Source organism: Kribbella sp. NBC_00662 (assembly GCF_041430295.1).
In the GTDB taxonomy this organism is placed as follows: Bacteria; Actinomycetota; Actinomycetes; order Propionibacteriales; family Kribbellaceae; genus Kribbella.
In genome coordinates, this window is record NZ_CP109029.1 from 240158 (window position 1) to 260813 (window position 20656).

A 20656-nucleotide genomic window follows, 5' to 3' on the forward strand; every position below is an offset into this window, starting at 1 on the left:
GGCGGAGTTGGCGGAGCGCTAGGACGCGTTGATCTTCTTGTCGCGGATCAGTTGCCGCGCCGCGCGGATCTCGTTGTCGCTGCTGGTGATGGCCGCGCCCATCGAGCACTCGATGTTCGTCCCGCCCGACGTGGTCAACCGGAACACGTCGAGGTGCACCGGCACCTGCGCCTGGTCGACCCGGACCGGGATCGAGTCGGAGCGCGTCGACACCGAGACGACGTCCCGGTAGAAGTACACGTCGGTGGACTCCTTCGTCCGGGCGGAGTTCACCAACGAGACCTGGTACTTGAAGGCGTGCAGCTCCTGCTCGGCGAAGAAGATCACGATCCCCTCGCACTCGCTGGTCCGGTAGATCCCGTCCTTGCCCCGCTTCACGTCGCTGGTGCCACCGAAGATCTTGCCGCCGACGATGACGGGCTTGATCAGTTCGACCTCGCTCTCGTCCAGGTCGAGCTTCTCGAGCGCGCGCTTCCGGAGCCCGCCGAGCGCGATGCTGATCTGGTGGTCGAAGTCGGCATCGGTGGGCCGGTCCGCCGTCTGGCGGTAGATCAGGTAGCACCCGAGCCCGATCAGCAGCAGCCCGATCACCACCGGACCGAAGCTGGCGAAGAACAGCAGCAGCACGCCGATGACGATGCTGATGATGCCGGGTTTGTAGGACACCGGTTTGAAGTACTTCTCGTTCTGTGCGTAGTTGATGTCAGCCATGCCGTCCCCTCCCAGGGCAGAGCTCGAATGAAATCGGCCGACGGTGACGGACCGGATCTGCTGACCCGGCTCCCCCCATCACCGGACGGCCGGCAGTGGATCTTCCACCGACAACAAGGTGAACAACGAGTCGATCCGACTCTGGGTCAGGCCTTTGGCCCACGCCTCGGCGAACGACAGCTGCCACGGCGCCGGCGGTTGGAGACGTTTGCGCGCGTAGTAGTCGAAACGCAGATAGGCGAGAAAGTAATGGAACTCCGGCCGATCTTCGAGGTCGAGCGCACTGTGAATCAGAAGATCGGCCGCCCGGACGCAACGCAGCGGCGCCAGGAACGCTTTCCTTCCGCCGAGTTCGGCAATCGCACCGAAATAGTAGTCGTCCGGGTTCCCCGGTTCGGCGGCGCGCGCCGACCGGAATTCTCCGGCGGCCTCGGACGGCAACCCAAGGCGTAACTGCCGCAGCCCGGCGGCTCGGTGTCTCGCCGCGGTCACGTCCCGCGGTTCGACTGCGTGGTAGGTGTTGTTGTCCCCGTTGATGATCGGCGCGAAGTTGTCTCTGCCGATGCTTACCTGTCGGTTCGCCTGATCGGTCATGGCGGTCAGCGACCGAAGACGATGTTGCCGTCGCCGTTGACGATCGGTCCGCTGCTGTCCCGACCGACGTGTACCGATCTGTTCGCGCCGACGACGTTGCCCGGAGCCCGATCGAGCAACTCCACCAGGGCCTCGAGCAGCGCCGGGTCCGCGTCCAGCAGGTCCTCGATCACAACCTTCAAACGATCGGAGGCCTTCGACTGTGCGGGATCCGCAGCGACCGCGACGACCTGGCTTGCGATCGCCGCTTCGAGCACCGGCTGGTCTCCCCGCGTCCGCCCGCCGAGCAGCAGCTGCAGGACCCGCCGCCCGAACCCGACCATCGAGTCACTGGCCGTGTCGGTGGATTTCTCCAGCACCTGCGCACCCAATTCCCGGATCGCCGGGATCACATACTTCATCGCCACCGCCGTGACAGCGGCAATACTGATCGGTTCCATCATTCGCCCCCGCGATCATCGGATTTCTGTGGAACTGCATTCCGACGATCCCCAGAGCTAACGGAAATGCACAGCCACCCCTTTACAGTCTGTAACATCGCGGGGCGGATGCGGGCCGTTACAGGCAGTTTTCTACCATCCTGTCGAATTCGCGGGCGCGATCTTTCCGCCGAACGTTTGTCCGCTCCGCGCCGGGACGTAGGCTGCTGGCACCACCTGACCTGGGGAGCCCCGTGAACCTTCCTGTTATTCCCGCACCCGCCTCCTCATCGGCATCCGGCGGCTCGTTCGCTGTCGGCGCGGGTCACGGCATCGCCGCGCCACCTGCCGAGCTCGCCGGGGTTGCCGAGCGTTTCGCGGCCGACATCGCGCTCGACACCGGTCTCACGTTGACCGGCGACGCCGGCATCACGCTCGCGCTCGCGCTCGAGCCCGTTGACGACGTACCCACAGCGGTCGGAGTGCGCGCTGATGGCGGTGATGTCGACGAGCGCCACGGCCTGGAGATCACTGACAGCGGCATTCGGGTGTGGGGGCCGACGCCGGAGGCAGTCCATCGCGGCCTCACGTCGCTGCGCCAGTTGATCTCCGCACATCTGCAGGACGGGGTCGCGGTCCTGCCGGCTGGTCGGATCGTCGACGGGCCGCGGTTCGCCTGGCGCGGGTTGTCGCTTGACGTCGTGCGGACGTTTCACGGGCCGGACGAGGTGCGCCGCATCATCGACATGCTGAGCCTGTACAAGCTGAACGTGCTCCACCTTCACCTCACGGACGACCAGGGCTGGCGGGTTGAGGTGCCGTCGCGGCCTGCTCTGACGGATGTTGCTGGAAAGGGGGCGATCGACGACCGGCCTGGCGGGTATTACTCGCGGTCGGAGCTGGCCGAGTTGGTCGCGTATGCGGCCGAGCGGTTCGTGACCGTCGTGCCGGAGATCGACATGCCGGGGCATACCACCGCGGTCTTCACGGCGTACCCGGAGCTTGCGCCGGCGCAGATCCGGACCGTTGACCTGGGCAACGGTGCGAGCATGCAGCTGAGCACGCTGCAGCCCGGGCTCGACGAGACGTGGGCGTTTGTGGAAGACGTGCTGGACGCGGTCATTCCGCAGTTCCCGCAATCCGCCTTCGTGCACATCGGTGGGGACGAGGCGTGGGGGATGTCCGACGAGGATCACGCCGCGTTCGTCGAGCGGGCTGCGGCGCTGGTTCGCGCGCGGGGCAAGCAGGTGATCGGCTGGCAGGAGATCGCCCGCGCCGCGATCGACCCCGCGGACGTGGTCCAGTACTGGATGGACGTCGACCTCGGCTCCATGGACGCCGACTCCGCGCCGTCCGATCTGCCGGACGATCTGCTCCCGATCCTCGTCGAGGGTCTCCAGAAGGCACAGTACGACGTGCCGAAGGCCCTCGCTGCCGGAGCCCGGATCCTCGCCTCCCCGACGACCTGGCTGTACTTCGACCGCCCGCACAAGGACGCGACCAGCGATCCGGCTCAGGAGGAGGCCCGCAAGCGCCTCGGCCTCCAGTTCTACGGACCGGCATCCATCCAGGACGGGATCTCCTGGGACCCGGTGGAGAGCCTGCGCGGCGTCGATTCCGTCGAGCAGGTGATCGGCGTCGAGGCCGCGATCTGGTGCGAGTCGATCGTCACCAGCGAGGACCTCGAGCTGATGCTGCTCCCCCGTCTCCCCGGCGCCGCGGAGAAGGGCTGGTCGCACGAGACCGTCACCGACTGGACGGAGTACTCCGCACGCCTCGCGCAGCAGTCCCCAGCCTGGCGCAACCGCACCTGGACGTGGCTCAAGTCGACCGAGGTGGACTGGAAATAGACGAAGGGGCGGACCGCCATCGGTCCGCCCCCGGTCTCAACAGGTTGCGGTAGGTGCAGCCCAGTCCGCGCGGTCGTTGTAGCCGCCGTCGCCCGCATCGCCGACGACCAGGTCGAGGACGCGTACGCCGGTGAGGTCGACGTCGAACTGCTTCGGGGTGAAGCGGTCGACGGTGCCGCTGTCGAACAGGACCTTGCCGTCGCCGACGACCTGGAACGTCGCCGTGCCGCCCTCAGGTCCGACGTTGCTGACCACGTCATCGATGCCGGCCACACCGGTCAGCCGTGAGCACGACTTGCCGAGGTAGTAGCGGATCAGCGACGGCGATGCGACGCCGATGCCGGTCGGGTACGTCGTACCGGTGAGCTTGATCGGGTTCCCGCCGCCGACGCTCTCGTCGATGGTCGGCGACATCCAGCCGCTGGTCGCGGTGATCCAGTCGTGGTGCGACAGCGGCACGGTCCCGCTCGGCGGCGCCGGCGCGATCACTATCGGCGACAGCACGGTGGTCTGCTTCTGGACGCCATACAATACCGTTTGGTATGCCGTCTGCGCGGTCACGCTCGCAGTCCCCGGGGCGGCGCCGGCGGGGAGCTTGACCGTGAAGGCGAAGTCCGCCTGCTGGCCTCCGGCAATGAGAATCGGCGCTTTGGTCAACGACTTCACCGTCCACCCAGTGCCACCGGCAACAGTCACCGCCGGCTGCAGGATCGGGGTCAGCCCGTCGTTGCGGACGTTGACCTGCACGGTCAGCTCGTCGCCACCGGCAACAACCGGCGCAACGTCCGCGGGCTGCGGGTCGGTGCCGACCTTCGTCACCTGCGGGATGCCCGCAGTCACATGCGGAGCACCCGGTACGCCGCGAGCCGGCTCGACCCGGAACAGCGCCGTACCGTGCGCCGGAACCGCCGCGCTGATCACGCCGGCGCTCTCGGTCACCTTGTTGCTCCACGCGTTCTTCAAGGTGAAGCGAGACCCCTGCAGACCGACTGCCGACGCCGTCGTGGTCAGCGTCTTCGCGCTGTCACCCCGGTTCAGCAGTGCGACGGCACGGCCGCCGTCAGCGAGCAGCTTGACCCACGTCTCCGTCGTACCCGCGGCACCGACTCGGACGGCCTGCACCGCGGCCTTGTCCTGGTTGATCGCGATGACATCAGGATCCGTCAGCATCCCGACGGTCGTCGCGGACAGCTTCCGTACGTCGCTGCCGACCACCAGCGGAGCAGCCGCAACAGCCCACAGCGTCAGCTGCGTGCGGAACTCCTCGTCGCTCATCCCAAGCTCGGGCGCGAGGTAGTCCGGGTCGCTGAACGCACCCGGCTTGACCACCTCGGGGTGTCGCGCGTTCGCGTCGTAGTTACGCAGTACGTCCTTGAACTTGATGTCGCCCTGGAAGCCGACATCGGTGTACGTACGCCACGACTGCGCGATCCCCGGCGCATACGACCAGGAGTTGATCGACTGCTGGGACTCGGGGTAGTTGCCCCAGTCCGGTGAGGTGACCGGGTTGCACAGGTTGAAGATCATCGGCCGGTGGCTCGCGTTGTTGCGCAGCGCCTGGGCGAACTCGGTGTAGACCGTCTTCGGGTCCAGGTTGGCCGCGATCCCACACAGGTAGTCGACCTTCACCGCGTCGAATCCCCAGGCCGCGAACGTGTCGGCGTCGTGCTGGTAGTGGCCACCGCTGCCGAGACCGCACTTACCCGGGATGTACGGGCCGGCGTCGGTGTAGATACCCGCCTTCAGGCCCTTGCTGTGGATGTAGTCGACGACCGGCTTGAGACCGTTCGGGAACTTGGCCGGGTTCGGAACCAGATCGCCGGCGTCACTGCGCGACTGGTCGGCCTGCCAGCCGCCGTCCAGCCAGACGATGTCGTAACCGGCCTTCGCCAGCCCGCGGCTCACCAACGAGTCCGCGACCGACTTGATCGTGTCCTCGGTGAAGTCGCCGCCGAGACCGTAGTACGTGTTCCAGCCCATGTACGGCGTCGGGCTGAGGACCGGTGCGGTGGCCTGAGCTGCCACCGCCGGGGTCGTCGTGGTGGCGATCGCGCCGGCCACCAGGGCAGCCGCGATCACCCCACCTAGGAATCGCCTCATCTGTCATCTTCTTCCGTTGAGCGGAACGGGGTCAGTCCAGTGCCTCGACGATCAGGCACTGCGAGTCGGCCGGGCCGTCGAACGCGACGCCGACCTGCAGCAGGTAACTGCCCGGGTAGGTCTCTGATCCCACCCGGTAGTTCTTCGCCGGATCCAGCCCGGCCAGCGGCACCCGCCGCGGCCGGGTCGGCAGCGTGCCGCGCACGTTGCCGTCGCCGGTCTCCCACAGGAACACCACGGATCGCGCCGCGCCGACGTACTGCACGCCGGCCGCGAGTCCATAGACCTTGCTATCGGCAATCAACTCTCGAAAGCCCTTGTACTGCTCGATATGACGAGTCGCCGTCTTCAATTGCTTGTCGGTCCAACGGGACAGGTCCGCGCCGATCCCGAGTACGCCGGCCATCGCGACATGGAACCGGAAATCGAACGACCGCTCGCGACCGTCGTGCGTACCCACCGCGTCGGTCACCCACGAACTCATCAGGTGCGGCGCGAACCCGGTCCGGAACCCTTGCTGAATCCTGAGCCGATCCAGCGGGGCCGTGTTGTCCGACGGCCACAACGTCTCGACCCGGGAAGCCATCCCCAGATCAACCCGGGCCCCGCCCCCGGCACACCCCTCGACGTACACCTCGGGGTGCTCAGCCCGCAGCCGATCCAGAATCGTGTAGAGATTCGAAACCACCAGCCCGTCGACATCCCGCCGCTGGTCGCCGCTGTCCAACCGCGGCCGATTCGCATCCCACTTCAGGTACTTGATGTCGTACGTCGCGAGCAGCCGATCCAGCGTGCCCCGGATGAACTCCCTGACGTCGTCGCGGCTGAGATCGAGCAGCAACTGATTCCGGATCAGGACCGGCTCGCGCCCCGCCGTACGCAGGATCCATTCCGGGTGTTCGGAAGCCAGCCGTGACGACGGGCTGACCGACTCCGGCTCGATCCACAACCCGAAGTCAAGTCCCAGATCGCGGAGCTGCGAGATGAATCCGTCCAACCCGTCGGGGAACTTGGCCGGATCAACCTCCCAGTCACCCAGCCCGCCCGCATCGTCGGACCGCCCGACGAACCACCCGTCGTCGACCACGAACGTCTCGACGCCGATCCCCGCCGCCCGTCGAGCCAACTCGAGCTGATGCTCCGCCCGAATGTCGAACTCCGTCGCGAACCACGAGTTGTACAAGACCTGCGCGGTACGCCGACGCGACGCCGCCCGCTCATACTCGTGGAACACCCGCGCGAGCCCGTCCGCCCCCTCGGCACTACAAGCCCCCACGGCCTTGGGCGAAGTCCACGTCTCCCCCGGGCCGAGCCGCAGGCCCAGACTCGACGAGCTACGACCGGCCTGGATCCGCAGCAGCCCGGTGGTGTCGACGTCCGCCGACATCTCCCAGGACCCGGACCACGCGAGCTGCACCCCATACGCGACCGGTCCGTCGGTGGCGAGGAACGGCGAGTACGAATGCCCAGTGATCCCCTGCGCGCTGCCGATCGTGAAGCGGCCGCGCGGCAACGTCACCGAGGCCTGCTGGAACTCGCTGTTCCACTCGCCCCACAAGTACTTGACGGTGTTCCCAGCAGGAACGACGAACCCGGCCGAGTCGTGCCGATGCAACGTCAGCTCGTCGACGCCGTCGTTGCCGACGGAGACCCATCGCTCGACGACGTCCCCGACCACCAGGTAGTGCAACTCGACCCGCACTCCGCGGCCGCCGTCCCGGAAGACCAACTGCAGCTCGGTCCCGGGGAAGACGTCCCGGGGCTCGCCGGTTGCTGCTTCGTCGAAGACGGGACGGAGTTCATCCGATCCGTCGGGTCCGCTGACGACCAGATCGACCGGCGCGGTGTAACGCACCCCGCGGACGGCGTACTCCAGCGGCTCGACGTCCGCCCGCGGTACGAAGTGCTCGGTGCCGAGAATCTCGACGGGATGCGGGCCCCAGGCAACCAGCTGGGCCCACTGGCCGTGGTCGGGCACGCCGACGACGTACGACGTCGTCGTACCGCGTAGCGTCCACGTCCTCACTTGACGGCTCCGATCGCCAGCCCGCCTACGAAGTGCTTCTGGAAACGAAGGAACACCGCCACGGTAGGCACCGCGGCGATCACCGTTCCGGCTGCGATCACATTCCACGATGACACGAACAGACCCTGCAGACCGAGCAGCGCCGGCGTCACCGGCATCTTCTCCCCGGACCGGATGACGGTGATCGACCACAACAGATCGTTGAAGATCCACGTGAACGACAGCGCGCCGAGCGCTGCCAGCGCCGGACGGGTCAACGGCAGGATCACACTCGAGTAGATGCGTCCAGGTCCGGCGCCGTCGATCGTCGCCGCCTCCTGGATCTCCCGCGGCAGGTCCCGCATGAACCCGTGCAGCACGAACGTGTAGAACCCGAGCCCGAACCCGACGTGGACCGCGATCAGTGCGATCAGCGTGTCGTAGTACCCGATCAACTCCACGAACCGGGAGATCGGGATCAGCAGGATCTGCGGCGGCAGCAGGTTCCCCATCAACATCAGCAGCAGGATCGTCCGCCGGAACGGGATCGAGTACCGCGCCAGCCCGTACGCCGCGATCGACGCCAGCCCGAGGCTCAGCAGCACCGCCGGGATCGTCACGAGCAGACTGTTGATCAGCGCCCGGAACTCGTCCGCGTCCTCCCACGCCGACTTGTACGTCGACAACGTGAACGAATGCGGCAACGAGCCGAGCCCGTTCGCGGCGACGTCGTCGAAGCTGCGGAACGAGATCACGATCACCCAGAGGATCGGCGCGACCCACAGGAACGACACGATCGACATCGCCACGTGGTACCCCGTACGGCGAATCACGATTCCTCCCGGAAGGCGCGGATCAGGTAGCCGAGGATCACGGCCAGGGCGAGCACGAAGATCACCACGGCCAGCGCCGACGCGTAGCCGAGCTGGGTGGACTGGAACGCGGTCGAGTACATGTACGTGCTGAGCAGCTCGGACGAGTGGTACGGGCCGCCCTTGGTCATCGACCAGACGATGTCGAACGACCGCAGCGAGTCGATCACGATCACCGACAGGACGACGGAGTTCACCCCCTTGAGCTGCGGGATCGTCACGTACCGCGTCCGCTGCCAGGCGGACGCGCCGTCGACCTTCGCCGCCTCGTACAGTGCGGGATCGACCGCTTTCAGGCCGGCCAGGTACAGCACCATCACGTACCCGATCTGCCGCCACAGCGCCGGCACGATCACGGCGTACAGCGCGGTGTCGGGGTCGGCCAGCCAGGGACGGACGAAGTTGCCCAGGCCAACGGTTCGGAACACCGTGTCGACAAGTCCGTCCGGCTGGTAGAACACGCGCCAGATCAGCGCCGTGACCACCAGCGAGAACACGACCGGAGTGAACAGCGCGGCCCGGTAGATCCCGACCCCGCGACGCTCGCGCTGCAACAGCAACGCCATCCCGAAGCCGCCGATCACACTCAACCCACCGAACAGCACCAGCCAGATCGCGGTGTTCTTCAGCGCCGTCCGGAAGATCGGGTCCGAGACCATGTCCCCGAAGTTGCCGAACCCGATGAACCGGGGCGCCGACAGCCCGTCCCAGCTGGTCAACGCCAGCCAGAACCCCTGCAGCGCAGGCCAGAACACCCAGATCGCCTCGATGACGAACGGCACCAGCACGAACGCCAGGATGAGCGGTGAGACACCGCGTCGTCGTGACCTCGAGGCCGAACCGCTGCCGGTCCGGCTCCGAGATTCCACAGCTGTTGCGGTCACGCCTTGAAGACCTTCTGTGCTGCGGCTTGCCAGTCCTTCAGGATCTGGTCGATCTGGTCGGGCTTGTCGAGGAACTTGGTGAGCGCGGCATCGGCGGTCGGCTGCAGAGCGTCGCTCGAGTCGCGGTTGAAGAACTGCGTGATCTCCGCGGCACCCTCGATCATCGCCTTGCCCTTCTTCACCAGCGCGGTGTCGGCCGACTTCCCGTCCGGGTTCGCCGGGATCGCCGTACCGGAAGAGCTCTGCACGTAGATGTTCTGCGCCTCCGGCGTCGCCAGCCAGGCGAGGAACTTCTTGGTGCCCTCCGGATCCTTCACCTTCTTCGACGCGAAGTACCCGTCCGTCGGCGCCTCTTCGGCCACCGGTACGGCGGGATCGATGATCGGGAACTGGAAGAAGTCGATGTCGTCCAGCGCGTCCTTCGGTGCCGAGTCGGCGAAGAACGTGCCGATCAGGAACATCCCGGTCTTGCCCGCGAGCAGCGCCGACGTCGCCTCCTGGAACGGGAACGACTTACCCTTCGGGTCGAAGTACGGCAGTACCTCGCGCCACTTGGTGAAGACCGCCTTCACCTTCGGGTCGGTGAAGTCACCCTCGCCGGCCAGCAGCTGGCGGTGGAACGGCGCACCGTTGATCCGGATGTTCAGGTAGTCGAACCAGGCCGACGCGACCCACGGCGTGTCACCGAGGCCGATGCCGATCGGCGGGATCCCCTTGCCCTGGATCTTCTTGCAGACGGCAACGAACTCGTCCCAGGTCTTCGGCGGCGTCACGCCCCACTTGGCGAAGTTCGACTTCCGGTAGAACATGCCCCACCAGTAATAGCTGGTCGGCACGAAGATCTTCTGCCCGGCGCTGCTGGTCGACAGCGTCTGCATCGCCTTCGAGTAGTTGCCCATGCTGTCCCAGACGCTGGTGACGTCGAGCAGCAGGTCCTTCTTCGCGTACGAGTCCGCGACCGATCCGGCGTACCAGGTGTAGACGTCCGGCGGGTTCGCCGAGGTCAGGTACGTCGGCAGCTGGGTCCGGAAGATCTCCGCGGCGACCGTGTTCAGCTTGACCTGCGACCCGCCGGTCTTGTTGTACGCGGCAACCAGTTTCTCCATCGCGGCCTTGGCCTGCTCGCTGGAGAGGTTGGACTGCAGCGAGAGCTCACCAGTCGCCGCGCTGCCGCTGCCCGGACTCTTCGTCGAGGTCGCGCATCCGGGGACCAGAGTGGCCGCCCCGAGTAGTCCGAGTCCCTTGAGGAACGTCCGCCGATCTGCTGCCAGACCCGTCATGCCGAAACTCCTGAGCTCTGCCCGACCGGCGATGCCAGTCGAGTAAGTGGTGTGTTGCGGACGATCTTGCGGCGGACGATCCCAGGTGTCAATATTAATTCGTAAATTACGAGCAAATCGCTTGACGAGACTGCGTGATCACGGTCAACTGATGGCTCGTTCATCGTTGGAACGCGCCTGCCTGCGTGCTTGGGTAGGGGTGACTCGAGGAGGCGCTGGTGCGGCTGGCTGGGCGGGTGATCGTGGTGACCGGGGCCGCGTCGGGGATCGGCGCGGCCTGCGTCGACCGCGCGCTGACCGAGGGTGCGCTGGTCGTGCAGGTGGACATCCACCCGTGCAAGGAGCTGCCGGGCAAGGCGATCAGCGTGGTCGGCGACGTCGCGTCGCCGGACACCTGGGCCGAGGTCCGGTCCCGCGGCCGCGACGAGCTCGGCCCGATCGACGGCCTGGTCAGCAACGCGGTGGTCGTCGACGTGAAGCCGGCCCACGAGCTGTCGCCACCGTCCTGGCAACGCCAACTCGACGTCAACCTCACCGCGGCCTTCCTCGGTTTCCAGGCGCTGTACGACGACCTCGTCGCGAACGCCGGCTCGGTGGTCCTGGTCTCTTCGGTGCACGCGATCGCGGGGCTACCCGGGCATCCGGCGTACGCCGCGACGAAGGGCGCACTGGTCTCGCTCGGACGGCAACTGGCCGTCGAGTACGGTCGCTCGATCCGGGTGAACACCGTGCTCCCGGGCCCGGTGCTGACGGCGATGTGGGACCGCGTCGACGCCGAGGGGCGAGATCAGAGCGCGCAGGCAACGGCACTCAAGCGGCTCGGACAACCGGACGAAGTGGCTCAGACGGTGGCGTTCCTGCTGTCGTCCGAGGCGTCGTTCGTGACAGCGGCAAGCCTGGTGGTCGACGGCGGATGGTCCGCGGTGAAGGACTCGGCGTGAGGGAGAGCGGTGTGACGGGGATTCAGCGCGGGGTGTCGCGTGGGCTGCACGGGCAGATCGTCGAAGTGATGGCGGATCGCATCCTGTCGGGGCAGATCCCGGAGGGCGCGACCATCAACGTGACCGAACTGCAGGCCGACCTCGGCGTCAGCCTGACGGCGGTCCGGGAGGCGTTGAAGGTGCTGACCGCGAAAGGGCTCGTGGACGCGCGGCAGAAGCGCGGTACGTTCGTCCGGCCGCGTTCGGACTGGAACCTGCTCGACGCGGACATGATCCGCTGGCACTTCAAGGACGCCGACTCCCGGCCCGAGCTGCTCGAGGAACTGCACGAGGTGCGCGGGATCGTCGAGCCGGCCGCCGCGCGACTGGCCGCGCTGCGATCCGAGGACTCGGACGTCGCGGCCCTCGACGAGGCGCTCGCGGGGATGGAGTCGGCGGACGACAACCTCGCCGCGGCGGCCGCGGACCTCGCGTTCCACCGGGCCCTGCTGGCGGCAACCGGCAACGAACTGCTGACGAAGATGGAAGTGATCATGGAGACCGGGCTCGCCGATCGCGACCGGCTGGTGCACACCGTGAAGCCGTCGGACGATCCGATCCCGAGCCACCGGCTGGTCGTGGACGCGATCCGCGCACACGATCCCGAGGGCGCAGAGCTCGCGATGCGCGAACTGCTGGCGAAGGCGGCCGAGGACCTCACCGAAGTACGCGGTTCGAGTCGTCGGCGGCGCCGGTGAAGATCGAGAAGATCGAGACGTTCCTGGTCCCGCCGCGCTGGTTGTTCTGCCGGGTCGAGACCAGCGACGGCGTCGTCGGCTGGGGCGAGCCGGTCGTCGAGGGGCGCGCGGAAGTCGTGCGAGCCGCGATCGACGTACTCGCGGAGTACCTGATCGGCCAGGATCCACTGCAGATCGAGCGGCACTGGCAGATCCTGACCAAGGGCGGCTTCTACCGCGGCGGGCCGGTGCTCAGCAGCGCGGTCGCCGGTCTCGACCACGCCCTCTGGGACATCGCCGGCAAGGTGTACGGCGCTCCCGTCGCGGCCCTGCTCGGCGGACGGGTCCGTGATCGGGTCCGCGTGTACGCATGGGTCGGCGGGGACGAGCCGTCCGCGATCGGCGACGCCGTCGCGGAGCAGGTCGCGGCCGGTATGACCGCCGTCAAGATGAACGCCAGTGGGCAGATCCAGACGTCGCCATCGGTTGCCGAGGTCAACGACATCGTCACCCGGCTGGCCGCGGCCCGCGAGGTGCTCGGCGACTCCCGTGACGTCGCGATCGACCTGCACGGACGCGTCGGCGCCGCCGGTGCCCGGCGGATCCTGCACGCGGTCGAGGGCCTGCAGCCGATGTTCGTCGAGGAGCCGGTGCTGCCGGAGCAGATGGCGCATCTGTCCTCGGTGGTTGAGACCTCGACCATCCCGGTCGCGCTCGGCGAGCGGCTGTACCACCGGGCCGAGTTCATGGCTCCGCTCAACGCCGGAGTGGCCGTCGTACAGCCGGATGTGTCGCATGCGGGCGGGATCTCCGAGCTGCGGCGGATCGCCGTACTCGCGGATGCGCACGGTGCGATGCTCGCACCGCATTGTCCGCTCGGGCCGATCTCGCTGGCGGCCTCGTTGCAGGTGTCGTTCGCGACGCCGAACTTCCTGATCCAGGAGCAGAGCCGCGGCATCCACTACAACGTGTCGAGCGACCTCACGTCGTACGTCATGGATCCGGCGCCGTTCACCTGGGTCAACGGGCACGCCGAGTGGAATCCCCTGCCCGGCTTGGGAATCACCGTCGACGAGGCGGCCGTCCGCGCCGCCGACAAGATCGGTCATTCGTGGCGCAACCCGGTGTGGACCCACGAAGACGGCTCGTTCGCCGAATGGTGACCCCGCGACCGACCCGCTCGACGACCGAGGCCGCCGCCGGCCGCACGGTGGCGGTCGACCCCGCTGACGGCGGCCGGTGGACGTCGCTGCAACTGGCAGGGCGGGAGTGGCTCTGGGCCGGACCCGGCCTCGTCAGTGGCTCCCGTGCCGGGCTCGCGACCTTCATCGACGCCGGTGGACTCGACGAATGCTTCCCCACCGTGCGCGGCACCCCGGATCACGGCGGACTCTGGAACCAGCCGTGGGACGGCTCCGTGGAGTACGACGGCGTCGTCCTCACCCGCGCCTTCACCGCCGGCACCGACACGCTGACCGTCGACTACCACCTCGAAGCCGCTCCGGGGTTTCGGTTCATCTGGGCGGCCCACGCATTGCTCGACTGTGCCGCCGGAGCAGTCGTCTCCGCGCCACCCGGGACCGAGTGCAGGTTGTATCCGGAGGTAGCCGCACTTCTTCCGTGGGCCTGGCCAGACGGCGCGCCCTGGGTGACGTCCGGTTGGCCGACCCCGCTCGACCTGTCGGTGTACGGCGAATCGGACGGAACTGCGGCCGGTGCAGTCTTGGCGGACTGCCCAACAGTCTCCTTGCGCGATCGCGGCGCCGAGCTCACGACGACGTTGAGTTGCCCGGGGCAACCAGTCTCCACCGCGCTGTGGCGCAACCAGGGTGGCTTCCCGGTCGATGCGCCGTACCGGAGTCTGGGCGTCGAACCGATGCTCGGCCGGGTGTTCGACCTCGCCGAAGCCGGGCCGGACGACGCTGCGGTCGTGCCGGCGAGTGGTGAGCTGGCCTGGCGGCTCACGTTGTCCGCCAGGCCGGTGTGATGTCACGCGAGAACAACGGGGCGGTTGTTCACTGAGTAATTCAGCCACAGATCTGCCGTCCAGAACAGGGCTCATAGGACGTCCTATGGCTGACTCGATCACTTAGGTTGGAGACCATGGACCTGCTTGCCGAACTTCGCGCCCGGAAGCTGCTCGCGATCATCCGGGCGGACGGGCCGGATACCGCGCTCGCCTGTGTCGAGACGCTCGTCGAGGCCGGCGTCACCGCGCTGGAGATCTCGCTCACCACGCCGGGCGGCGTCGAGGCGATCGCCAAGGCGCGGTCGCAGTACGACCCGCACATCCTGATCGGCGCCGGGACCGTCGTGACTGCAGCGCAGGCTGACGAGGTCGCCGCGGCTCGGGCCGGCTTTGTCGTCACTCCGGCGATCACGCGCGGCGCTCATCGTGCGGTTGAGCTCGGTCTGCCGCTTCTCTGCGGCGCGCTCACACCGACCGAGGTCGTCGCTGCGCTGGATCTCGGCGCGACCGCGGTGAAGATCTTCCCGGCCAAGGTGTATGGGCCGAGCTACCTCTCCGAGCTTCGCGCGCCGCTGCCGGACGCGCCGCTGATAGCGGTCGGCGGGGTCGATGCACAGTCGGCGCCGAAGTACCTCGCCGCCGGAGCGCTTGCGGTCGGCGTCGGATCGCCGCTGCTGGGTGACGCTGGCACGGGCGGTTCGTTGGCGGAGCTCGCGATCCGCGCCAGCACATTCCGCACCGAGCTCGGCGTCTAGGGAGTCACCCATGACCGACGTGCTGACCCTCGGCGAGACGATGGTCTCCGTCCGGACCGCCCGGCCGATGCGGCTGGGCGGGGACGCGCACCTCTCGATCGCCGGCTCCGAGAGCAACGTCGCGATCGGGCTGGCCCGGCTCGGCCACGACGCGGCCTGGTTGAGTGCCGTGGGCAACGATGAGCCCGGTCGGCTGATCCAGCGGACGCTGCGCGCCGAGAACGTCGATACGACGTACCTGCGCTTCTCGGACGACTCGTTCACCGGCTTCATCGCGTTCGACCAGCCGTCCCACGACATCACGCGGGTCAGCTACCACCGCCGCGGCTCGGCCGCATCCACGCTGACGCCGGCTGAAGCCATAGCGGCTGTTGCTACGGCGGCACCGGCTCTGCTCCACGTCACCGGCATCACCCCCGCGCTCTCCGACACCGCGCGGGCGGCGACGCTGGCCGCCGTACGCACCGCGTCTGCAGCAGGCGTCCAGGTCTCTCTGGATGTGAACTACCGGGGCCGCCTCTGGTCCCGCGCCGACGCAGCCGTCGCGATCCGGGAGCTCCTCCCCCACGTCGACACCGTGTTCGCGTCAGATGACGAACTGGATCTACTGACCGACGCCACCGACCCAATCGCCGACCTGCTCGAGTCCGTCGACCACGTCGTCGTCACCGCCGGCGGCAAGGGAGCCTGGGCACACTCCGCCAATGGCACCATCCACCGCCCCGCGCTCCCCGTCACCGTCATCGACAGCATCGGGGCAGGCGACGCCTTCGTCTCCGGCTATCTCTCGGCCACCCTCGACAGGCTGTCCTTGGAAGCCCGCCTCGAACGCGCCACCACGTCCGGCGCCTTCTGCGTCACGGCGTACGGCGACTGGGAGTCCCTCCCCACCCGCGACGACCTGACGCTCTTGGCTCACAGCCAGGGCACCGCTCTTCGCTAGTCCTCGACGGGAAAGAGGATCGGGCTGAGCAGGTACCGCGATCGGCGCGGTGCGGCTTCGTTCGACAGGACCGGGAGGATCGCCGACCGCATGCCCTCGATCAGCTGGTGTAGCTCTTCCTCGCTGAGCCAGATGCCGTGTTGGCGGTAGCCCACGAGATCCGTGAGCGGATCCGCGTCCTCGTGGTCGAGGTACGTGTTGAACTCGGCCACCAACGCGGCCATCGCGACAGCGAAGGCACGCCGGTGGTCGTCGACCGTCAACTGCTCGAGCTGCTCCGGCGTGATCGACGCGCGCTCCTGGCGCAGCCGGAACCGGCGCTCGACCGCGCCGCGGACCCGGCGTTCCTCCGCGACCTCGAGGATGCCGCCCTCGGCGAGCAGCTCGACATGACGGTACAGCGTCGCCTTCGACACGTCGGCGATCCGCTCTCCCAGCTCGCCGGTCGTCAGCTGCCGGCCGCCGCGCAGCGCGTGGACGATCCGCAACCGCACCGGATGCCCCAGCAACTCCAGAGGGCCCATGAGCGAAATGGTCTCATGTCATGTTACCTTTCTCAAACACTGAGAAAGGTAACGCCGATGACTGCGTGGACTCCGCCGCCGTACGCCGATCCGACCGTCTTCACCGAGCAGGGCCTCGTCCTCGAAGCGGCCGGCCAGACGGTGCCGGGCACCCTCACGCTCCCCGACCGGCCGACCGTCGGCGTCGTACTGCTCGCCGGCGGCGGCCCGTTCGACCGCGACGAGACCAGCGGACCGAACAAGCCGCTGAAGGACCTCGCCTGGGGCCTGGCCACGCAGGGCATCGCCGTACTGCGCTTCGACAAGCTCACCGCGAACCGGCCTGAAGCGATGGCAGCCCCCGGCTACACGATGACCGCGGAGTACGTGCCGCACGCGATCGCCGCCGTACGCACGCTCGCCGAACACGTCGACCAGGTCTTCCTCGTCGGACACAGCATGGGCGGAAAGGTCGCGCCGAAGATCGCCGCCGAAGAACCACTGGTAGCCGGCCTGGTGATCATGGCCGGCGACACCCAGCCCATGCACCACTCGGCAGTCCGCGTGATGAAGTACCTCGCCGAAACCGAAGCCGTCCCGCCGGAAACCATCGCCGTCTTCGAGCGGCAAGCAGCCGTGGTCGACAGCCCGGCGCTGTCCCTCGACACCCCGCCGACAGATCTCCCGTTCGGCATGCCGGCGTCGTTCTGGCTGGACCTTCGCGAGTACGACCCGGTTGCCACCGCCGCGAAGCTCGACGTCCCGATCCTCGTCCTGCAAGGCGGTCGCGACTACCAGGTGACCGTGGCCGATGACCTGCCCGCGTGGCGCGACGGCCTACCCGGCGCCACGATCAAGATCCTCGACGCCGGCAACCACCTGTTCTTCGCCGGCAGCGGTCCATCCACGATGGCCGACTACCAGGTCCCCGGGCATGTGGACCCGGTAGTCATCAGCACCATCGTCGATTGGTTGCCTTAAGCAAGCAGTGCGGGGTCGGACTCGAGCTCCCTCTCGGGATCGAGCGGAAGAACGATCTTGAACACCGTCCGGCCGGGCTCCGACTCGACCCGCAGATCGCCGTGGTGCTTCTTCACCACGATCCGCCAGGAGATGTCGAGCCCCAGACCGGTGCCCTCGCCGATCGGCTTGGTGGTGAAGAACGGCTCGAAGATCCGCCGCCGGATCTCCTCCGGGATACCGGGACCGGTGTCGCCGATCTCGACGACGGCGTACGCGCCGTCCTTCCGGGTCCGCAGCGTCAGCGTGCCGGATCCACCCATCGCGCTGACCGCGTTGTCGATGATGTTCGTCCACACCTGGTTGAGCTCCGCGGCGTACGCCGGGATCGGCGGCAGCTCGGGATCGAAGTCCTTCACCACCTCGTATCCCTGCAGCTTGCCCGACATCATCACCAGCGTCGACTTCAGCAGCTCCCGCAGATCGACGGTCTGGTACGGCGCGCGGTCGATCTGCGAGTACTGCTTGGCGGCACCGACCAGCGTCGAGATCCGGGTGACCGAGTCGTCGATCTCGTTCATCAGCGACTCGGTGTCGATCGTGTACATCAACCACCGGACAGCACCCTCGAGGTACGTCGGGCCGACGGCCGTCAGCACCTCCTCCATCCAGGGCACATCCAGCCCGGCCGCTGCCAGCACCGGAGCGATGTCCCAACTGGCCTGGACATCGTGGTCGTCCAACCAGTCGGTCAGCGCGTCCTCGCGGTCGGACAGCTCCATCGGCGGGACGTCTTTGTCCTTGTTCTTGTCGAGCCGCTCGACCGCGTCGTCCTGGAGCGCGACGATCTGGTGCAACTTGGTCGCGTCCAGCGTGCCGTCGGCGAGCATCGCCAGCTTCGACCGCATCCCGGAGACCCGCTGCCGCAAGGTGGCAGCGGCCCGGACCGCCGCGGCGGCCGGGTTGTTGAGCTCGTGGGTCAGGCCGGCGGACAACGAACCGAGGGCGAGCAACCGCTCCCGCTCCCCGAGCGTCTCGTTGGTCCGGCGCATGCCCATCACGAAGCCCTCGATCAGGTGCACCGCCATCGGGAACCAGGTGTTCATCATCGTCGCCATCGTGTCGGCGCCGATGACGAAGAACTCCGACGGCTGCGTCACCTGCATCGTCGCGGTGTACGACTTGTGGTCGTTGGCGCCGAAGAAGGCGTTGAACGCACCGGAGTAGACCCCGCGCTGGCTGGTCCGGTTGATCTCTACCAGCTCACCGTGCGACAGCTTGCAGAGCCGGATCTCTCCGGTGAGCAGGACGTAGCAGCAGGTCGCCTCGTCGCCCTCGTTGAAGACGATGCCGTCGTCCCAGGTCTCGGCGTACCCGGCCTCGGACAGCCACTGCAGCTGCTCGTCGGTGAGGCTCTCGAAGAGGAACAGCGTGCGCAGCTCGTCGGGAGTCAGCCGCCGCGGCTCCACAGCTTGATCAGTCATCAGAGCATCTCCAGGTATCGGTGCACCAGTGTCACGGCCATCGCTCCGTCGCCGACCGCCGAGGCGACCCGCTTCACCGACTCGGCCCGCACGTCACCCGCGGCGAACACGCCAGGCATGCTCGTCTCCAGGTGGTACGGCTCCCGCTCCAGCGGCCAGCCCGGCGGTCTGCCGGGCAGGTCAGGTCCGGTGAGGACGAAACCTCGATCGTCGCGGAGCAGGTCACCGGGCAGCCAGTCCGTCCGCGGAGCCGCGCCGATGAACACGAACATCCATTCCGTGTTCACGTCGTGGCTCTCCCCGGTCTCGCTGTTCAGCAGGGTGAGACACTCCAGATGCTCCGAGCCCTTGCAGGCAACGACCTGCGTGCAGGTATGCACCTCGATGTTGTCGATCCCGTCGATCTGGTCGATGAGGTACGACGACATCGTCGCGGTGAGCGATGGTCCTCTTACCAGCATATGCACACGTTTCGCATGCCTGGAGAAATAGACCGCGGCCTGACCGGCGGAGTTGGCGCCGCCGATGATGTAGACCTCCATGCCGGCACACGCCGGACCCTCGGTCGTCGCCGAGCCGTAGTAGATCCCGCGACCGCACAGATCGTCGACACCGGGCGCCTGCAGCGTCCGGTACGAGACGCCGGTCGCCAGGATCACCGAATGCGCCGAGATCTCGCTGCCGTCGGCGAACCGCAGCCGCCGCGCGTTGCCGAGCGTCTCCAGCCCGACGACCTGACGGGTCGTCAGGAGCTCCGCCCCGAACCGGACAGCCTGACGCCGGGCCCGGTCCGTCAGCTGCGCACCGGACACTCCGTCCGGGAAGCCCAGGTAGTTCTCGATCCGGCTGGACTGCCCGGCCTGACCACCGGTCGCCAGCTGCTCGACCAGCACGGTCCGCAGGCCCTCGCTGGCGCCGTACACCGCGGCTCCGAGCCCGGCCGGACCGCCGCCGACCACAACGAGGTCGTAGAAGTCCTTGGCCGGCGCCGTGGACAGACCGACCTTGTTCGCCAGCTCGGTCTCGGACGGCGCGACCATCACGGTGCCGTCCGGCGTGATGACGACCGGCAGCGTCGAGCCGTCGACCTCGGCCGCGTCGAGGAGACGCTTGGCCTCTTCGTCGTCGACGTTGAGCCAGCGGTACGGCACGGCGTTGCGGGCGAGGAAGTCGCGGGCCGCGAACGACGGCGCCGACCAGCGGTGACCGATCACCCGGGTCTCGTCGCCGGACGGCTCCGGGGTCGACTTCCAGAGATCGAGCATCGCGTCGACCACCGGATACAGCTTCTCCTCCGGCGGGTTCCACGGCTTGAGCAGGTAGTGGTCGAGGTCGACCACGTTGATGGCCTGGATCGCCGCGTCGGTGTCGGCGTACGCCGTCAGCAGCACGCGGCGGGCCAGCGGGAACAGGTCCATCGCGGCCTCGAGGAACTCGATGCCGGACATCTGGGGCATCCGGTAGTCGGCCAGCAGCAGGGCCACGGGCTCACCGCGGAGCTTGAGCTCCTTCAGCGCGTCGAGCGCCTGCGCCGGGTTCTCCGCCCGGACGATGCGGTTCTCCTCGCCGTACCGTCGGCGGAGGTCACGGGCGATTGACCGGGAAACGCCGGGATCGTCGTCCACGGTGAGGATCACCGCGCGGGTCGTTGACGCTGTCATGCCTCCTTC

19 protein-coding genes are annotated in these 20656 nt (G+C 67.7%); 8 read left to right on the forward strand and 11 right to left on the reverse strand.

What is annotated here, in order from left to right:
* Positions 1-18 precede the first annotated feature (18 nt).
* The 3 genes from OHA10_RS01170 to OHA10_RS01180 all read right to left on the reverse strand — a co-directional run bounded on the left by OHA10_RS01170 (position 19) and on the right by OHA10_RS01180 (position 1706).
* Positions 19-711, reverse strand: a complete 693-nt coding sequence (locus tag OHA10_RS01170; RefSeq protein ID WP_371404286.1) for a hypothetical protein — start codon at positions 709-711, stop codon at positions 19-21.
* 78 nt (positions 712-789) lie between these two features.
* Entirely contained in the window at positions 790-1305 is a 516-nt protein-coding gene (locus OHA10_RS01175) for a hypothetical protein (protein ID WP_371404287.1), read from the reverse strand.
* 5 nt (positions 1306-1310) lie between these two features.
* A complete protein-coding gene (locus OHA10_RS01180; protein ID WP_371404288.1) occupies positions 1311-1706 on the reverse strand; it encodes a hypothetical protein in 396 nt (131 codons plus the stop codon).
* Between the two features lie 272 nt (positions 1707-1978).
* On the opposite strand from OHA10_RS01180, the gene OHA10_RS01185 reads away from it, so the two are divergent.
* Positions 1979-3574, forward strand: a complete 1596-nt coding sequence (locus tag OHA10_RS01185) for a beta-N-acetylhexosaminidase (protein ID WP_371404289.1) — start codon at positions 1979-1981, stop codon at positions 3572-3574.
* Positions 3575-3610: 36 nt separating this feature from the next.
* Here the strand turns inward: OHA10_RS01185 and OHA10_RS01190 are convergent, their stop codons facing one another.
* Genes OHA10_RS01190 through OHA10_RS01210 form a run of 5 tightly spaced genes read right to left on the reverse strand, consistent with a single transcriptional unit; the run spans position 3611 to position 10715 of the window.
* Positions 3611-5674: an NPCBM/NEW2 domain-containing protein gene (locus tag OHA10_RS01190; RefSeq protein ID WP_371404290.1), complete on the reverse strand. Its 2064-nt coding sequence runs from the start codon at positions 5672-5674 to the stop codon at positions 3611-3613.
* Between the two features lie 31 nt (positions 5675-5705).
* Positions 5706-7700, reverse strand: a complete 1995-nt coding sequence (locus tag OHA10_RS01195) for an alpha-galactosidase (RefSeq protein ID WP_371404291.1) — start codon at positions 7698-7700, stop codon at positions 5706-5708.
* Complete coding sequence (locus tag OHA10_RS01200; RefSeq protein WP_371404292.1) at positions 7697-8512, reverse strand: carbohydrate ABC transporter permease; 816 nt, start codon at positions 8510-8512, stop codon at positions 7697-7699. The genes OHA10_RS01195 and OHA10_RS01200 overlap by 4 nt, the downstream gene beginning before the upstream one ends.
* Entirely contained in the window at positions 8509-9435 is a 927-nt protein-coding gene (locus tag OHA10_RS01205; RefSeq protein ID WP_371404293.1) for a carbohydrate ABC transporter permease, read from the reverse strand. Before OHA10_RS01205 ends, OHA10_RS01200 begins: the two co-directional genes overlap by 4 nt.
* The gene (locus OHA10_RS01210; RefSeq protein WP_371404294.1) at positions 9432-10715 is read right to left on the reverse strand and encodes an extracellular solute-binding protein; all 1284 of its coding nucleotides are present in this window, start codon (positions 10713-10715) and stop codon (positions 9432-9434) included. The genes OHA10_RS01205 and OHA10_RS01210 overlap by 4 nt, the downstream gene beginning before the upstream one ends.
* A gap of 218 nt (positions 10716-10933) precedes the next feature.
* Between OHA10_RS01210 and OHA10_RS01215 the strand changes: the two genes are divergently transcribed.
* The 6 genes from OHA10_RS01215 (at position 10934) to OHA10_RS01240 (ending at position 16039) form a co-directional block, all read left to right on the forward strand.
* A complete protein-coding gene (locus OHA10_RS01215; protein WP_371404295.1) occupies positions 10934-11656 on the forward strand; it encodes an SDR family NAD(P)-dependent oxidoreductase in 723 nt (240 codons plus the stop codon).
* Positions 11657-11667: 11 nt separating this feature from the next.
* Positions 11668-12393 (forward strand): FadR/GntR family transcriptional regulator, encoded by a 726-nt coding sequence (locus OHA10_RS01220; RefSeq protein WP_371404296.1) that lies wholly within the window; start codon positions 11668-11670, stop codon positions 12391-12393.
* Positions 12390-13535: a galactonate dehydratase gene (gene dgoD / locus OHA10_RS01225; protein ID WP_371404297.1), complete on the forward strand. Its 1146-nt coding sequence runs from the start codon at positions 12390-12392 to the stop codon at positions 13533-13535. The genes OHA10_RS01220 and dgoD overlap by 4 nt, the downstream gene beginning before the upstream one ends.
* Positions 13529-14359: a hypothetical protein gene (locus tag OHA10_RS01230; protein WP_371404298.1), complete on the forward strand. Its 831-nt coding sequence runs from the start codon at positions 13529-13531 to the stop codon at positions 14357-14359. Before dgoD ends, OHA10_RS01230 begins: the two co-directional genes overlap by 7 nt.
* A 116-nt stretch (positions 14360-14475) precedes the next feature.
* The gene (locus OHA10_RS01235) at positions 14476-15096 is read left to right on the forward strand and encodes a bifunctional 4-hydroxy-2-oxoglutarate aldolase/2-dehydro-3-deoxy-phosphogluconate aldolase (protein WP_371404299.1); all 621 of its coding nucleotides are present in this window, start codon (positions 14476-14478) and stop codon (positions 15094-15096) included.
* A 10-nt stretch (positions 15097-15106) separates the two neighbouring features.
* Entirely contained in the window at positions 15107-16039 is a 933-nt protein-coding gene (locus tag OHA10_RS01240; RefSeq protein WP_371404300.1) for a sugar kinase, read from the forward strand.
* On the opposite strand, the gene OHA10_RS01245 is transcribed toward OHA10_RS01240, so the two are convergent.
* Positions 16036-16563 (reverse strand): helix-turn-helix domain-containing protein, encoded by a 528-nt coding sequence (locus OHA10_RS01245; RefSeq protein ID WP_371404301.1) that lies wholly within the window; start codon positions 16561-16563, stop codon positions 16036-16038. The genes OHA10_RS01240 and OHA10_RS01245 overlap by 4 nt on opposite strands.
* 57 nt (positions 16564-16620) lie before the next feature.
* Here OHA10_RS01245 and OHA10_RS01250 point away from each other — a divergent pair, with 57 nt between their 5' ends.
* Entirely contained in the window at positions 16621-17523 is a 903-nt protein-coding gene (locus OHA10_RS01250; RefSeq protein WP_371404302.1) for an alpha/beta hydrolase family protein, read from the forward strand.
* On the opposite strand, the gene OHA10_RS01255 is transcribed toward OHA10_RS01250, so the two are convergent.
* On the reverse strand, positions 17520-18986 hold the full coding sequence (locus OHA10_RS01255; RefSeq protein ID WP_371404303.1) for an ATP-binding protein: 1467 nt from the start codon (positions 18984-18986) through the stop codon (positions 17520-17522). The two genes, OHA10_RS01250 and OHA10_RS01255, sit on opposite strands and share 4 nt — an antisense overlap.
* The gene (locus OHA10_RS01260; protein WP_371404304.1) at positions 18986-20647 is read right to left on the reverse strand and encodes an FAD-dependent oxidoreductase; all 1662 of its coding nucleotides are present in this window, start codon (positions 20645-20647) and stop codon (positions 18986-18988) included. Before OHA10_RS01260 ends, OHA10_RS01255 begins: the two co-directional genes overlap by 1 nt.
* Positions 20648-20656 lie beyond the last annotated feature (9 nt).